We start from the raw sequence: 16,338 nt of genomic DNA on the forward strand, positions 1-16,338 counted from the left end.
GAGGTTGTACTATGACCTATATTTTAGTTATGATAATTGGCTATTTAGCTGGTTGCTTTCAAACATCATATATTTTAGTAAAACTAATTAAAAAAACTGACATAAGAAACCTAGGGAACGGAAATGCCGGCGCATCAAATACTACCATAAGCTTAGGTTGGAAATATGGCGTCCTAGTTGCTCTTTTAGATATAGCCAAAGCTATTGTATCTATTTTGATAGTAAGGCATATATACACTACTTTAGCTTTTGATCAATTAATATTTTTGCTTTATCTAAACGGCCTCTCTGTTATTTTAGGCCATAATTATCCTTTCTACATGGGATTTAAGGGCGGTAAAGGAACTGCTTCCCTAGTTGGAATGATTTTAGCTATTAATATTCCTATGGGTTTATTAGGTATCGGAATAATATTTATAGTGACTGTTTTAACAGATTATATTGCACTAGGAACTATAGCACTTGTAACTTTCTTTACAATTTCTACAGTGTTTTTAGAATATGGAGTAGGTCCAATAGTTATAGCCTCAATAATAGCTCTATTAAGCATATATAATCATATTCCAAATATACAAAGAATAAGGAACGGACAGGAAAAAGGCCTTAGAAGAGCATTGAGTCAGAGGGACGGTTCTTCTTGACTCACTTTTCAAAGCATTTATTTTATTTAGGAGGGTTTTCTAATGCAGGCAGCTTCAAAAACAAAATTACCTATGTATGTCCAATTGTGCTATGGAATAGGTGTTAGTTATGCAATTATCGACCAAATATTTGCCCAGTGGGTTATTTACTATTATCTACCCCCAGAAAACTCTGGATTAAGACCACTTATTGCGCCGATTTATATAGCTTTAGCTTTAATTATTTCAAGATTTGTAGATATGATATTCGATCCATTAGTTGGCTATATTTCTGACAACTTTCATTCAAAATGGGGCAGAAGAATTCCATTTATAGCTGTGGGATGCATCCCTCTTGTTATTTGTACCATTGCTTTGTTTTATCCACCGTCTAATACTTCTTTAATACCATGGCATTTAAGTATTGTGGGCTCTCTATTTTTTATTTTCTATACGATTGTAGGGGCACCGTATAACGCATTAATTCCTGAAATTTCACAAAACTATGAGGATAGACTAAATCTTTCAACATGGCAATCAGTTTTTAGACTACTTTACACTGCTATAGCTATGATTTCCCCGGGTATTCTAATGAAGAGTCTTAGTAATGAGAACCCAGAACTAGGTCTTCGAAAAATGGTTATATTCCTAAGCCTGTTTGCATTAATAGGTATGATTTTTATGGTTTTCACCATTAAAGAAATGAATTATTCTAAAGCGAAGGCAGAAAAAGTCGACTTAAACCGTGCCCTTAGGATTATATTTAAGGATAAATCTTTTATCTATTACTTACTAGGCTTGCTTTTTTTCTTCATAGGATTTAATACCTTAAGAACAGTAATGAATTATTTTGTTGAGGATGTTATGGGTCTAGGAAAGGAATATTTAACTATAGTTTCAGCTATACTATTTGGCTTTTCAGCATTATTTTTTTACCCAATCAATAGACTTTCAAAGAAAATAGGTTATAGAAAGCCAATGCTTGTTTTCCTTATAGCACTTATTATTCTTTCTATTGGATTATTTCAACTTGGGAAGACAATACCCACATCCTGGGGCTTCATAATTTTCGCACTAATAGGTATACCAGTGTCCGGGGCTGCATTTATTTTTCCACCAGCTATGCTTAGTGAAATAGTAGCCCATTCAAGAAGGGATAACAATCTGCAGTCCGAGGGTTTTTACTTTGGTATACAAGGCTTTTTCTTAAAAATGGCTTTTTTAGTTTCTGTAGGTTTAGTCCCAATATTACTAACCTATGGAGAGAATATTAATTTAATAGATAGTATTGTTAAGGGCACTGGTACTGTACAGCTGCAGGGCATATATTTAACTACTATTTTAGCTTCTATAAGCTTCTTTATTTCTTTTATATTCTATTATATTTATCCTGAAAAAATAGAAATATAAAGATATAAAAAAATTAGAACTTTTGTTTAAGTTCTAATTTTTTTAAGTATTTAACCTTTTTTCCTGTACCATCTCCAAATTGCAATTGTAAACATTGTTATTACTATAGTTGCTATTATGCTTCCCTCTGGTCCAAACCCACCGCCTGTAATTAGTTGATTACCAACAACTTCTGTTTTAATTATAGAACCACCTATATCCATACCAGAAACCGCCAATCCATAAACATTCCCTAAAAAAAAGTTCCATGTGAAATGAATTCCTATTGGTACCCAAAGTCCATCAGTAACCTCTCTAGCTACTCCAAATAAAATTCCAGCTAAAAAAAGATTTAATAGTGGAAATGGACTTTGTAAAATACTAGGATTCGAGATATGTAAAATAGAAAATATTATAGAGCTTGCAATTATACTAATTCTCCAACCAAAATCTCTTTTAATTAAACCATAAAAGTAACCTCGACTTAGTAATTCTTCATTAACTGCTACAAACATATATAATATAAACGGAAATGATAGGCTTGATAGAACATTTCTATCAAAACTTATAGCAGTTACTCTAATGCCCTTTAATGCCCACAAAAGTATAAAAGTTGTTGTTATACATGCTATTCCCCAAATACAGCCCTCTATTAATAATCTAAATTTATTTTTTTGTCCCCATCCTATGTATAGATCTTTCTTTCTATCAAATATTGCATAAATCAGTAAGATTGACAGAATTACACTAATAGTTTGTAGAATGAATGAAAGCTTTTGAATAAGCTCTCTGTTTATATCAACAGGCAATACACTGACGACAACATTACTTAAAACTATAAAAGATATAAAAAATAATGCTACAAACAAAAGGACTTTCCCTATGATTACAAAAACACTTTTAATACTTTTTATAACACCCACCTCACTTAACTAGTTGAAACAATAATGAGTCAAAAAGAACCGTCCCTACTGACTCACTGTGTAGCCTTGATCTAGTAGTTCTTTTACAACTCCAGAATTACCTACTAGATGCCCTGCCCCTACTATTACAAAATAGGTTTTTTTGTTATTATCTTTTAAATATTCTACAATTCTCTTGGTCATATTTTTATTTCTTTGAATCCAAAACAACTGAGAAAACTCGCTATAATACTCTGAACCCTCTACTGCAACAAGTTTTTCTAACTCTTCCTCAGATCCTTGTCTCCAAACTTCCAACATATATTGCATTACCTCAGTGCTCTGACTTTGGCCCTCATCGTTATTTTGTATAGATAGTAATATATCTAAAAGAAACATTTCTTGTATTTCTGGCGAAAAATTATCAAGCAAATCTATTTGAAACTTTACACCCTCTATTTCTATAATTTTTTTATTTTTTGATTTTAATAAAAAGTATAAATCTATACCTAATCCGGCTTCATAATCATATTGCTGTAGACTAAGATTTTGAAGTAGCATTGCTGCGTACCAAGGCTTTAGTACATTATATACCTCTGGCTCGAAGCCATATTGTTCTACTTGTTCTTTATATAATTCAAAGGTTTCAGGTGTTAAGACTTTATCTATTGTCGTTCCATCATAGAATAAAGCCTTCTGTTGTATATACTTTGTTGTATCTTCTAAATTACTTACATCAGCTTCAACTGCAATATAATCTGCTTTATTAAAAGCATCCTCTATTTTTTCCTCAAGTGGGTATATACTTATGTCTGCCATATGTATAGAGCCTAACAGATATACATCACTTTTACCCCCATGGATTTTATAAAAATAACCTTTAGAAGCCCTGTTAGTCTTCCTGAGTACAAACTCGTAGGCTCTTTTCGCCATTACTAACAGTTCTTCACGATTACAGTGGGAATTTAAATCTAACCCTCTATTTCCTCTTCCTCGCAAGATCTTTGCTTCTAATAAATAATTAACCGAATCTTTACCATCAGCATCAGGTACAGTTTCTTTAAGGATATTATATAAGACTTCTATAACATCCTTTCTAGTTGATAATCCCTGTGGATCATGCTCCTTTTTCCATGTATCTGTAATTATTTTATTTTGAAACTTAAATACCAACTCTTCACTATCCATATTATCATTTAATTTAATGTATAGGTTTACGGCCAAATTTACTAGTTCATCATTCGTTATATCACTTTTAAGATTTGAATACATACCTTCATAACCTATTTCATATAAGGAGGCCATATTGACTTCATCTATAGCCCATTGGCTTACTCCTATAGTATTAGTCTGTGTAGATTCACTGGCAAAGGAGTGGAGTAAAGGTGTATTTAGCATTAGTATAGCAACACCAATAGCAATTAATTTAACACAAATACTTTTTATTCTCATATTCTTCCCCTTTCTAATGCTTATATTTTCTATAGCGAATTCTATTAATATACTCATGAGTTATGCAATTGACTCCATATACTGGGAATTTTGCACAGTAAACCAACCTAACAATAAATTCTTCGGCCAAAATTTATCAATAAGTCTTGCAAATTGCCTAACTTCTGTGTCAAAATGTACTTGTATAGTTTGAAAGCATTGCTGTGCTTTTATAACGATACGGTATGTGGCGTTGAAAAAGTTTCGGACCATTTCGCCGTGGGTGAAGCCTTCTTCAGCGCCTTTATTATTGAGTTCCCATCTTGCATAGACAAGTAAAGTTTCTGCTGTAAAAATGAGCTCAATATGGGCGTAATGATGACTTTCCGACGTTGAGTGGCAAGAATTCAACCCCAGTTCTTGTTTTGCAGTTCTAAAAAAAACCTCAATGCTCCAACGCTTAATATATGCATCTAAAGCTTCTTCAGGATTATCGACCCTATTACTAATCAAAAGGTAAGCCCCACGATATGTAGCTGCAACCTCTTTGTTTTTCTCAAATTCATCCTTCATCATTTCAGTATCTTCTTTGAGTCTTGTAGCTACAACTCTTTGCAATAGGCGTATAACGATACTTAGTTACTACTTTACCCTGCTTTCCAACTAAACGGTAGGGTAACTTGATATAAATATTAGGTATGGATATAGCACTTACTTTATCTTTGGCACCACTAATAAGAAGTTTGAAAAAAACTTCTTTAATAAGCATTGAAGGCTTTACAGGGATAAAGCGTTCTCGGCCTGTAATATTCTCAATTTCTTTTCGATAAAGTGCTGTATTACGTTTTGCCTTAGTAACCCAATCATATTGATGATCTGTGAGCCAATTAAAAAAGTCTTTGCATAAAAACCAGCGGTCCATGGCAACCCATAGTACCCCTGTGTAAATCCGGCGAATATCCATTAGCATTTCTTTTGAAAGATCTATTTTTGTCTGTTTTTCATCGCTATTTTCTACCTTACGCCAAATACGCCAAAACAATGGATATTTAAGTCCGTTCTTTAATACAACAGTTGTAGCAACTATATTCATACACCAGATATTTATTTTAATGGAGCTATCATATAACCAACAAAGGAAAGGGATTTTCTTTCCATGGGCATGAGCCACCTTTGTATCATCAAGTACAATAACATCTCCTTCAGTAAATGCAGTTTCTTCTTCTTGTTGTAGTCTTTGTACTCTTTTAAAACTAAATAAACCCCAATTATAATCAGTTGTAAAAAAGCGGCTAAAGGTATATTGAGCCATTTTAAGATTCCGAAACATCGGTTGTAATAAGCTATCCTTAGTAGCATAATCAGAAATACGTGAGACAGAATTTTTATTAGCAATAAGTCCTACCACATAAGCAAAAGCAATAAGCCAAGTGGGTACACCATTACGTTTTACAATACCCGATTGCGTAAGCAGAAGTGAAAAATCAAATTTATCCCAAATTGCTTTTAAAACTGGCGTTCCGCCCCCATTTCCTTGTTGTAAATTTCTATATTTCGGTTTCCCAAGAGTCATATTTATCACCCATTCATCAAGAGTAATGGCTATTAATACCATTCACTTTGATTATTGGGGCGGGTTTAAAAAGTCAAGTCTTTTTTGCTATTTCAAGACATATAAAACAAAAATATTTTTTAGTATATTATAATATACGATACATCAGTCTTATTTACATTTATTTACACGAACTGCATAACTCATGTATACTATTATAGTTCCCATTATATTACAATGATTTTAGCTTTAAGGATTGACAATAATAATATTTAAAAATATACTGTGTATATACAGTATATACAGTTTTCATTTTGTTAAAACTCACTTTAAGGAAGGTGTGAGCATTTGAATATACTTATAAGTTATTCCAGTTCTAAGCCTATATATACACAAATTGTTGATCAAATAAAAAAACAAATATTAATAGGTAAACTCCATGACAATTATGCTATGCCTTCCATAAGGGTTCTAGCTAAGGAGCTTCATGTCAGTGTTATTACAACAAAAAATGCTTATACTCAACTTGAAAGTGAGGGATTATTAGAATCCGTGCCGGGTAAAGGTTTTTTTGTTAAGGCACAAAACGGCGAAGTATTAAAACTGAAAAAACTTGAGCTCATTGAAGAAAAACTAAATGAAATAATCGAGGAATCAAAGCTACTGGACATATCTTTAGATAAGCTTATTGAAATAATTAAAAATAATTACTAATTACTATTATATGAGGAGTGATGTAATGGACAAAATACTGGAGCTCTTAAATGTTACAAAGGAATACAAAGGCTTTAAGCTTGATAATATAAGCTTTAGTTTAGATAGAGGCTATATCATGGGATTAGTTGGTACTAGCGGGTCTGGAAAAACTACAATTATCAGACTTATTATGAATCTACTAGCTAAAAATGGTGGTCATATTAAACTATTTGGTTTAGATAATATTGAGAATGAACAAATTGTAAAGGAAAAAATTGGATTTGTTTATGACGAAAATATTTATCCTGTAAAATTACCACTTTCACATATAGGTAAGCTTATTGCACCTTTTTATAAAACTTGGGATCAACAGACCTTTGATAATTATCTATATAGATTTGATCTTAATCCCAATTCAAAAATCTATGAGTTATCAAAGGGAATGAAAACTAAGTTCGCCTTAGCAATAGCCCTTTCCCATAAAGCAGAGCTTATTTTAATGGATGAACCAACTTCAGGGCTAGATCCAATATTTAGACGAGAACTTTTGACAATACTTCAGGAAGTAATTGAAGATGGTAATTGTAGTGTACTATTTTCTACCCATATAACTCAGGATTTGGATAGGGTTGCGGATTTTATTACATTTATTGATAGGGGAAAAGTTATTTTATCCGATAGCTATATTGACATAATTGAAAAATACAGATTAGTAAAAGCGCCTAAGGACTTCTTTGACAGAAACAAGGCTAATGTTATTGGTATTCAATATGGAAGCTTTGGTTCCGAAGGCCTTTGTTTAAATAGAGATGATTTAAATAAGCATGAGGAAGATATAATCATTGCAAAGCCAACTATAGAAGATATTATGTTTTACTTATCGAAAAATCTGACTATATAGGAGGTATTTATGGTTACTAAGCTTATAAAGATGAATTTCTTTCTATTAAAATATAGTGGAAAACTCGAGGAAATAAAAGGTATTTATTTTTTATATCTTGTTTTTGTGGCTCTCTCTATTCTCTCTGAAACAAGTATGTTATTAGCTCCATTTACTTATATCATAGGAAGCGTTGTAATATTTGGCTTCCTATATAATACTGAAAGTAGCTACTCAAACCCTTCAGCTTTTAGAGACTTTAATAACAATTCGATAATATTACAAAATAGTTTGCCCGTTACAAGAAATGATTTTGTCAAGGGTAGGGTTCTATATATTCTAATAGTAAATTTGATTACAGCTATACTATTGACTCCTAGTGTTATCTCAATATTATTTATTCGACATAGATTTCCTATAAACCTCATTGGTCCAAAGCAAATTCTTTTATTTGGTTTAGGTTATTATCTATTTATAGTTTGGGGTGTATTATTAGGAGAGTTAGTTCGCATTTCAAACGGAAGGACATCCGAAGAAAATAAGAAAAGAAATAAAGTTGTTACTGGAATTTTATTTGCTTTAATTATACTAAATTACTTTTTACAACCATATATTCCGAGAATTAAGCTTAGCTTAAAATACCCTTTTATTACAATAGCTTCGCTATTAATCATCATTCTAATAGTTCAAATTGTTTGGGTATTTAAAAAAATTAATACTATAGATTTTCATCAATAAGGAGATTAATAATGGATAAATTACTTAAATTTTATTATACAAAAATAGCACAAATACTTTTAATGGCACTATTATATAATCTCGCTATTTTACACAATAACTTTATAATATTTCTTATTCCAAGCGTAGTTTTAGTAACTATTAATACACTGCTCAAAGGCCAATCTTTTTATTTTAATGAAATTCTCCTCAAGTCTCTTCCATTAGATAAACAAAATTTATGTTACAAAATAATTAGATTTATGATTGTATCACTACTTCTTGTAACTATCTGCTCTATAATATATTTTTTTAGTTTAAAACAATTTGATTTTTTCATAACTCTTAATATAGGTATAGTAATAGTAACATTTCTTCTAAGTCTTCCGAGCACTATATTAACTTTTAATCCTTTCTTGTCTAATATACTGCTGCCTAAAAGTGACATAGGATTAATATTTGGTTATACTATTCCACTAGCAATTTCTTTAATTACTTTTATAATCTTCGCCAATATACTCAATTTAGAGGGTACTTCTACTCAATTAACATATCTTACTATTTTATCCCTCCCTCTATATTTTTTCTCAACTCGGTCCACATTAAATACGTACGAAGAAATACTAAAAGAGATAGATAGACCCATTGATTTTAACTAAGATACTCCAATTTCAAGGAGTATTTTTTAGTTTGCAATAATTTGTTTAGTACAAAAGAAGGTTTTTGTAAAAAAATGTCGAACTATGTATTATTGACATGAGTTATGCAGTTCGTGTAAATAAATGTAAATAAGACTGATGTATCGTATATTATAATATACTAAAAAATATTTTTGTTTTATATGTCTTGAAATAGCAAAAAAGACTTGACTTTTTAAACCCGCCCCAATAATCAAAGTGAATGGTATTAATAGCCATTACTCTTGATGAATGGGTGATAAATATGACTCTTGGGAAACCGAAATATAGAAATTTACAACAAGGAAATGGGGGCGGAACGCCAGTTTTAAAAGCAATTTGGGATAAATTTGATTTTTCACTTCTGCTTACGCAATCGGGTATTGTAAAACGTAATGGTGTACCCACTTGGCTTATTGCTTTTGCTTATGTGGTAGGACTTATTGCTAATAAAAATTCTGTCTCACGTATTTCTGATTATGCTACTAAGGATAGCTTATTACAACCGATGTTTCGGAATCTTAAAATGGCTCAATATACCTTTAGCCGCTTTTTTACAACTGATTATAATTGGGGTTTATTTAGTTTTAAAAGAGTACAAAGACTACAACAAGAAGAAGAAACTGCATTTACTGAAGGAGATGTTATTGTACTTGATGATACAAAGGTGGCTCATGCCCATGGAAAGAAAATCCCTTTCCTTTGTTGGTTATATGATAGCTCCATTAAAATAAATATCTGGTGTATGAATATAGTTGCTACAACTGTTGTATTAAAGAACGGACTTAAATATCCATTGTTTTGGCGTATTTGGCGTAAGGTAGAAAATAGCGATGAAAAACAGACAAAAATAGATCTTTCAAAAGAAATGCTAATGGATATTCGCCGGATTTACACAGGGGTACTATGGGTTGCCATGGACCCTGGTTTTTATGCAAAGACTTTTTTAATTGGCTCACAGATCATCAATATGATTGGGTTACTAAGGCAAAACGTAATCTGACACTTTATCGAAAAGAAATTGAGAATATTACAGGCCGAGAACGCTTTATCCCTGTAAAGCCTTCAATGCTTATTAAAGAAGTTTTTTCAAACTTCTTATTAGTGGTCTTAAAGATAAAGTAAGTGCTATATCCATACCTAATATTTATATCAAGTTACCCTACCGTTTAGTTGGAAAGCAGGGTAAAGTAGTAACTAAGTATCGTTATACGCCTATTGCGGCAGTTGTAGCTACAAGACTCAAAGAAGATACTGAAATGATGAAGGATGAATTTGAGAAAAACAAAGAGGTTGCGGCTACATATCGTGGGGCTTACCTTTTGATTAGTAATAGGGTCGATAATCCTGAAGAAGCTTTAGATGCATATATTAAGCGTTGGAGCATTGAGGTTTTTTTTAGAACTGCAAAACAAGAACTGGGGTTGAATTCTTGCCACTCAACGTCGGAAAGTCATCATTACGCCCATATTGAGCTCATTTTTACAGCAGAAACTTTACTTGTCTATGCAAGATGGGAACTCAATAATAAAGGCGCTGAAGAAGGCTTCACCCACGGCGAAATGGTCCGAAACTTTTTCAACGCCACATACCGTATCGTTATAAAAGCACAGCAATGCTTTCAAACTATACAAGTACATTTTGACACAGAAGTTAGGCAATTTGCAAGACTTATTGATAAATTTTGGCCGAAGAATTTATTGTTAGGTTGGTTTACTGTGCAAAATTCCCAGTATATGGAGTCAACTGCATAACTCATGTTATTGAAAATAATATATGAATGGAGGAGGACAATGAAAAAAAATAATCTACAAGAAAAAAAAGGCTCTATTAAGTTCAAGTTAATTATTCTTCCTTTAATAATTGTACTTGTTGCCATCTCTATAAATGGAGCAATTTCCTCGTATTTAACTAGAACAAGCTTGTTAGATCAAATACAAGGAAATGGTATTGAACTCGCTACATATGCCACAGAAAAGATTCAGAATTCTCATTTAGCTTTACAAACAATATCTCACCTTGTAGAAAATAACATTCGGTCTGTTGGAAGGGTTGTTTTGTCAAACCAAAATAATTTAAGTAATAATTATTTAATTCAGCTAACACAAGCATTAGATGCTGATGAAATAAATGTATTTAACCAAAACGGCGAAGTTATTTATTCGAATTATCCAGAGAATATTGGTTGGAAGGCACCTGATACTCATATGGCACGTATTTTTCTTAATGGAAATAGCAATGAGCTATTTGAAGAAATAAGAAAAAGTGCTTCTTCAGAAGATTTCTATAAATATGGGTATGTAAGGAATTCAAGTGGTTATTTTGTCCAAGTAGGGGTTTTGGCTAACACTATAAATAATCTAACGGAGCAATTTAGCTACCAAAACTTAGTTAATAAATTAGCTGAAAATGAGGAAGTTATTTATGCATCATTCGTAGATAAAGATCTTAACTCAATCGCCCATAGTAACAAGGAATTAGTAGGATTAACACTTACTGATGAAGGTAGTAAAGTAGCAGCATTAGAGGGACAAATTTATTCCACTCAGCTTGTATATGGAGATGAAAAAATAGATGTCTACGAGGTTTATGTACCTGTTGTTATATATGGTAATCTAATAGGTGCGTTAAGTCTTGGTTTTTCAATGAGAAATGTTTCGTCCTCAATTAGAAGTAACCTTATTTCGACGATTATGTTTGGTTTAATTACGTTTATATTGCTAGGTATAATTATGTATTTAATCTCTAAGTATATTCTAAAGAATTTACAATTAACAACATCCCATTTAAATCTTCTATCAACCGGTGATTTCTCTGGGGAATTATCTGAAGAATATACTAACTCTAGGGATGAATTTGGAGAAATAGCAATAGCCATTAGGAATATGCAAAGTTCCATTAGAGATATCTTTAAGAATGTATACCTTAGCTCTCAATTATTAGCTGCATCCTCCGAGGAACTTACTGCAACAAGCCATCAATCAGCAACTGCCGCAGAAGAAGTAGCAAAAACAATAGAGCAAATAGCTATAGGTTCTACTGAACAGGCTAAAGATACAGAAAAGGGTGCCTTAAATATCCGTGAGTTAGGACAATTAATTGAAAAAGACCTTAATTACATTAAAAGTTTAAATGCTTCAACTGAAGAAGTTACTAAACTTAAAAATGAGGGTCTGGACATTCTTAAGGACTTAGTAAATAAAACTAAAGAAAGTAGCAGTGCTGCCCATGAGGTTAGTCAAATAATTATTACAACTAACGAAAGTGCTAGTAAAATCGAGCAGGCAAGTCAAATGATAATTAACATATCTGAGCAAACAAATCTTCTAGCACTTAATGCGGCTATTGAATCTGCCAGAGCCGGTGAGGCTGGAAGAGGCTTTGCAGTAGTTGCAGAGGAAATTCGTAAACTAGCTGAGCAATCTGATCAATTTGCCGGTGAAATTTCAAAAATTATTAAAGAGCTAACAGATAAAACCTCCTATGCTGTTAACACAATGGCAAGTGTAGGAAGAATAGTTGATTCTCAAACCAAAATAGTAGAGGTTACAAATTCAAAGTTTGAAGGAATTAGTTTTTCTATAGAAAATATGAAGAGTATTATTGAAACAATTAATAGATCCGCCCAAGAAATGAATAATAAAAAGGAAGAAATTATTCAGATTATACAAAACCTTTCTTCCATATCTGAGGATAATGCTGCAGGGACAGAACAGGCTTCTGCTTCCGTTGAGGAACAAACTGCTACAATGCAGGAATTGGCTAATTCCTCTGAGGCTTTATCTCGCCTAGCAGAAGAGTTACAGGATAGTATTTCTAAATTTAAATATTAATATTAATAAAGCTCCTGAAATCTCAGGAGCTTGTTAATTACTGTTGAACCTCTTTTAATTTTTCAGCCTGGTCTGAAGTAATAAGGGCATCTATCATATCCTCTATTTCACCTTCTAAATAACTATCCAGCTGATATATCGTTAAATTAATTCTATGATCTGTAACTCTTCCCTGTGGGAAGTTATATGTTCTAATTCTTTCACTTCTATCTCCAGAACCAACCTGCGACTTTCTATTTTGAGCGATTTCTGCCTGTTGCTCTTGTACAAGTCTATCATATAATCTAGCCTTAAGGACTTTTAATGCCTTTTCTTTATTTTTATGTTGTGATTTTTCATCCTGGCAGGATACTATTATACCTGTTGGTATATGAGTTGCTCTTACGGCAGAGTCCGTCGTATTAACACTCTGTCCACCTGAACCAGAGGATCTAAACACATCTATTCTAACTTCATTCATATTTAAGTCAAATTCAACATCATCTACCTCTGGTAAAACAGCTACTGTTGCAGCAGAAGTATGTATTCTTCCGCCAGATTCTGTGGTGGGGATTCTTTGAACTCTATGAGTACCACTTTCATATTTTAATTTTGAATAAGCTCCATGTCCCTTAATCATAAAGATAGCCTCTTTATAGCCACCTACTCCTGTTTCATTTAAACTCATTAGTTCAACACGCCAACCTTGTTTTTCTGCATATCTAGAATACATTCTTAACAGGTCTCCAGCAAATAATCCTGCCTCATCTCCACCTGTACCTGCCCTTATTTCAACAATAACGTTTTTCTCATCATTTGGGTCCTTAGGTAAAAGCAAGATTTTTAATTCTTCCTTATACTGCTCAATTTTATCTTCTAATTCACCAATTTCTAATTTTGCCATTTCCTTTAACTCATCATCTGCGGACTTGTCATACAAAATTTCTTTGGCTTCTTTATAAGCTTTTTCAGAGTCAATATATTCCTTATATTTTTCCACTATAGGCTCTAAATCTGAATGTTCCTTTACAAGTTTTTTCCACTCATTCTGATTGTTTATAACATCCGGGTCACTGATTTTTCTACCCAAATCCTCATATTTCTCTTGTAAAAAAGCTAGTTTATCTAGCATTAAAATTCACCTCGACTACGAATATTTTACACATTTATCTATTATATCACAATTAATATTTTTTTACTATTTTTCCATTCTAAAAAAATAATATAACTTTTTATTAAATATTTGCCCATTTTCGGGTAAAATAGTATATAATAATATAAATAGTTTTAATATTCAGAATATTAAGGAGGTTTTTAAAATGTCTAATTATTATGAACCCGTTGAGCAGTTAGATGAATTCACGAAGGACATGGCTAGAGCATTAAATTGTCTAAAAAAAGACCTTGAATCTATAGATATGTATAATCAAAGGGTATGCAGTAGTAATAGTGAAGATTTAAAAGCCGTTTTAGCAAATAATAGAGATGAAAAAATTAAGCATGTGTGTCTAACATTAGAATGGTTGAGACGGAATTCAAAGGAATGGGAAAAGGAACTAAAAAACTACCTTTTTACACAGCAGCCAATAGCAAAATCTGAGGGTGGCCTTTGCTGGAGACCTAGAAAACAGGATTAAAAAGTAAATATTGTTATATACCTAATTTGCCAGAGTTTTCTCCCCAAGCAATATTAATTGGCTAAATTTAGGTTTATACTTAGAGAATCTCCAAGAGATTCTCTTTTTTATTTGTACTTACCCTTTACTACCCTATCTAATCCTGCCAAATCTTTTATAACACTTATATCACTAAAATCCTTCTCTCTCATTAAATTTACAAGATCCTGTCCCTGATTATAACCTATTTCAAAGATTAGCCACGCTCCATTTTTTAAATAATTAGGCGCAGTTTCAATAATACTTCTATAAAAATCTAGTCCATCCTCTCCACCATCAAGAGCCAGCTTAGGCTCATAGCTTTTAACTTGCTCATCTAATTCCAACACATCTTTTGATGGAATATATGGTGGATTTGATACAATATAATCAAAGCTTTTTTCTAATCCTTTATTATTTAAAGGTTCAAACATGCTCCCTAATAAAAACTCAATTCTATCTGACACCCCATTGTTTAAAGCATTGATTTTAGCTATCTCAAGGGCTTTTTCTGAAATATCCACTGAATATACCTGGGCCTTATTAATATATTTAGCTAGACTTATAGTAATAGCTCCGCTACCTGTACCGATATCTAATATATCTACTTCCTCATTTGCCTTTTCTTTATTATATATTTCAATAACCTCTTCAACTAATATTTCTGTATCTCCTCTGGGTATTAACACCCTTTCATCCACATAAAAATCTAAACCCATAAACTGTTGATAGTTTACAATATATTGAATTGGCATCCGATTCTTTCTTTTATCAACAGCTTCCCAAAATTTCCGACATATTTCCCGGGAAATCTCCTTTTCCGGATATATATGTACATAACTTCTGTCTTTATTCAAAAAATAACATAAGAGTACCTCAGCATCTAACTGAGGTGTTGGTAATTGTAGCTTTTCAAATTGTTCTCTAGCCTCTTTTAAAAGCTGTGATATATTCATCATCTATTTCAACTCCAATTAGTACATTATTTGCAACTCGCTAATTTTAATGCTATTATATCACATTTTGCTTTTTTTTAAGCAATATAAAGCATGTATTTAACAATTTGTATTTTAAATTTCAAAGAGTATGTAGTATCATTAAAAAAAACGGATAAAAGGAGTCAAATTTTATGAATAACAAGCCTAAGCTGATAATTTTAGATCTAGATGGAACTGTATATGAGGATATACACCATTTTGATTATTATGTAGATTCTATTAAAAGTCTGCTCCCTGAAACTACACAGGATAATTTTCTAAAGGACTACCAGTCAGTTTTAAACAATGAGCATCCATTAAAATTTGGTCGCATATACGATACTCACAATGACCTTGTTATTGTACAATTTAATAATTCTATTGAAGATGTTTATACTTGGAGTGGTTCACAACTTGAACAGGGAAAAATACAGGACCTATACCCCCAACCTGTTAACATCGATATGCAGCGTTACTTAAGTATAGGTGATTTATGGTGGGTTCCTAATGCTATAGCCGCTCATTATGGCTTGAATCGAACGCAAACGAAACAATCGTTTTTTAAAACAAGAGAATATATGATGGGGCCTGACTTTAATATGATTCCAGTCCCAGGGTTTAAAGAATGCTTAGCAAGTCTTCAAAGTACAATTCATTTAGTTTTAATGACTAATAGCCCTCAAGTAGATAGTGAAGTAATTTTAGAGAAATTAGGACTGAAGGATTTGTTTACGGAGAAAATTTTCACAGCCTCAAAACCTACTAAAACTATAGAGCATATAAAATATTTGTCGGAAAAATATAAGGTTTCATATGAAGAAATATTAAGCATTGGAGACAATTATATTAATGAAATTCTTCCGGCTAGTCAATTATCTTGTCAGACTATTTATATTGACCATCACAACAGTGGATATGAGAATCTTGGAATAGTAGTTAATAGTGTAAGAGGTCTTATTCCACATTTAAATAAACTAATTGATTAAAAATAAGGGTATATGATACTAATTAAGTAATCATACACCCTTTA

17 protein-coding genes are annotated in these 16,338 nt (G+C 32.1%); 10 read left to right on the forward strand and 7 right to left on the reverse strand.

Translation table 11 applies throughout. The features are described from left to right. Positions 1-11 precede the first annotated feature (11 nt). Together HZR23_RS03650 and HZR23_RS03655 are read left to right on the forward strand one after the other, a co-directional pair. Entirely contained in the window at positions 12-641 is a 630-nt protein-coding gene (locus HZR23_RS03650; protein ID WP_132848307.1) for a glycerol-3-phosphate acyltransferase, read from the forward strand. A 42-nt stretch (positions 642-683) separates the two neighbouring features. Then, positions 684-2,030, forward strand: a complete 1,347-nt coding sequence (locus HZR23_RS03655) for an MFS transporter (RefSeq protein ID WP_132848308.1) — start codon at positions 684-686, stop codon at positions 2,028-2,030. Between the two features lie 50 nt (positions 2,031-2,080). Here HZR23_RS03655 and HZR23_RS03660 read toward each other — a convergent pair whose 3' ends face one another. The 4 genes from HZR23_RS03660 to HZR23_RS03675 form a co-directional block, all read right to left on the reverse strand. Beyond that, the gene (locus HZR23_RS03660) at positions 2,081-2,878 is read right to left on the reverse strand and encodes a CPBP family intramembrane glutamic endopeptidase (protein WP_132848309.1); all 798 of its coding nucleotides are present in this window, start codon (positions 2,876-2,878) and stop codon (positions 2,081-2,083) included. A gap of 99 nt (positions 2,879-2,977) precedes the next feature. Then, positions 2,978-4,363 (reverse strand): TraB/GumN family protein, encoded by a 1,386-nt coding sequence (locus HZR23_RS03665; protein WP_165913672.1) that lies wholly within the window; start codon positions 4,361-4,363, stop codon positions 2,978-2,980. Positions 4,364-4,423: 60 nt separating this feature from the next. Beyond that, positions 4,424-4,960 (reverse strand): transposase, encoded by a 537-nt coding sequence (locus HZR23_RS03670; RefSeq protein ID WP_249536738.1) that lies wholly within the window; start codon positions 4,958-4,960, stop codon positions 4,424-4,426. Next, positions 4,920-5,957 (reverse strand): transposase, encoded by a 1,038-nt coding sequence (locus HZR23_RS03675; protein WP_249536739.1) that lies wholly within the window; start codon positions 5,955-5,957, stop codon positions 4,920-4,922. Before HZR23_RS03675 ends, HZR23_RS03670 begins: the two co-directional genes overlap by 41 nt. Positions 5,958-6,242: 285 nt before the next feature. Here HZR23_RS03675 and HZR23_RS03680 point away from each other — a divergent pair, with 285 nt between their 5' ends. From HZR23_RS03680 to HZR23_RS03690, 3 genes are read left to right on the forward strand one after another with little or no spacing between them, the layout of a single operon-like run. Then, positions 6,243-6,608 carry a GntR family transcriptional regulator gene (locus HZR23_RS03680; protein ID WP_132849899.1) on the forward strand — a complete coding sequence of 122 codons (366 nt, stop codon included), beginning with the start codon at positions 6,243-6,245 and terminating at the stop codon, positions 6,606-6,608. A gap of 25 nt (positions 6,609-6,633) precedes the next feature. Next, positions 6,634-7,491 (forward strand): ABC transporter ATP-binding protein, encoded by an 858-nt coding sequence (locus HZR23_RS03685; RefSeq protein WP_132849898.1) that lies wholly within the window; start codon positions 6,634-6,636, stop codon positions 7,489-7,491. A 9-nt stretch (positions 7,492-7,500) separates the two neighbouring features. Then, positions 7,501-8,208, forward strand: coding sequence for a hypothetical protein (locus HZR23_RS03690; RefSeq protein WP_132849897.1), 708 nt, complete (start codon positions 7,501-7,503; stop codon positions 8,206-8,208). Between the two features lie 223 nt (positions 8,209-8,431). Here HZR23_RS03690 and HZR23_RS03695 read toward each other — a convergent pair whose 3' ends face one another. Next, positions 8,432-8,635, reverse strand: a complete 204-nt coding sequence (locus HZR23_RS03695) for a hypothetical protein (protein ID WP_165913809.1) — start codon at positions 8,633-8,635, stop codon at positions 8,432-8,434. Positions 8,636-9,087: 452 nt separating this feature from the next. Here HZR23_RS03695 and HZR23_RS03700 point away from each other — a divergent pair, with 452 nt between their 5' ends. From HZR23_RS03700 to HZR23_RS03710, 3 genes are all read left to right on the forward strand, one after another. Next, complete coding sequence (locus HZR23_RS03700) at positions 9,088-9,867, forward strand: hypothetical protein (RefSeq protein WP_213050320.1); 780 nt, start codon at positions 9,088-9,090, stop codon at positions 9,865-9,867. Positions 9,868-10,123: 256 nt separating this feature from the next. Continuing rightward, a complete protein-coding gene (locus HZR23_RS03705; RefSeq protein ID WP_249536676.1) occupies positions 10,124-10,618 on the forward strand; it encodes a transposase in 495 nt (164 codons plus the stop codon). 39 nt (positions 10,619-10,657) lie between these two features. Further along, positions 10,658-12,697, forward strand: a complete 2,040-nt coding sequence (locus tag HZR23_RS03710; RefSeq protein ID WP_165913784.1) for a methyl-accepting chemotaxis protein — start codon at positions 10,658-10,660, stop codon at positions 12,695-12,697. Positions 12,698-12,734: 37 nt separating this feature from the next. Here the strand turns inward: HZR23_RS03710 and prfA are convergent, their stop codons facing one another. Then, positions 12,735-13,808, reverse strand: coding sequence for a peptide chain release factor 1 (gene prfA, locus HZR23_RS03715; RefSeq protein ID WP_132849724.1), 1,074 nt, complete (start codon positions 13,806-13,808; stop codon positions 12,735-12,737). A gap of 187 nt (positions 13,809-13,995) precedes the next feature. On the opposite strand from prfA, the gene HZR23_RS03720 reads away from it, so the two are divergent. Beyond that, positions 13,996-14,313, forward strand: coding sequence for a ferritin family protein (locus HZR23_RS03720; RefSeq protein WP_132849725.1), 318 nt, complete (start codon positions 13,996-13,998; stop codon positions 14,311-14,313). 107 nt (positions 14,314-14,420) lie between these two features. Here HZR23_RS03720 and prmC read toward each other — a convergent pair whose 3' ends face one another. After that, positions 14,421-15,290 carry a peptide chain release factor N(5)-glutamine methyltransferase gene (gene prmC, locus HZR23_RS03725; RefSeq protein WP_132849726.1) on the reverse strand — a complete coding sequence of 290 codons (870 nt, stop codon included), beginning with the start codon at positions 15,288-15,290 and terminating at the stop codon, positions 14,421-14,423. A 170-nt stretch (positions 15,291-15,460) separates the two neighbouring features. On the opposite strand from prmC, the gene HZR23_RS03730 reads away from it, so the two are divergent. Continuing rightward, entirely contained in the window at positions 15,461-16,294 is an 834-nt protein-coding gene (locus HZR23_RS03730) for an HAD family hydrolase (protein WP_132849727.1), read from the forward strand. The last annotated feature ends 44 nt before the right edge of the window (positions 16,295-16,338 follow it).

Source organism: Serpentinicella alkaliphila, from assembly GCF_018141405.1.
In the GTDB taxonomy this organism is placed as follows: Bacteria; Bacillota; Clostridia; order Peptostreptococcales; family Natronincolaceae; genus Serpentinicella; species Serpentinicella alkaliphila.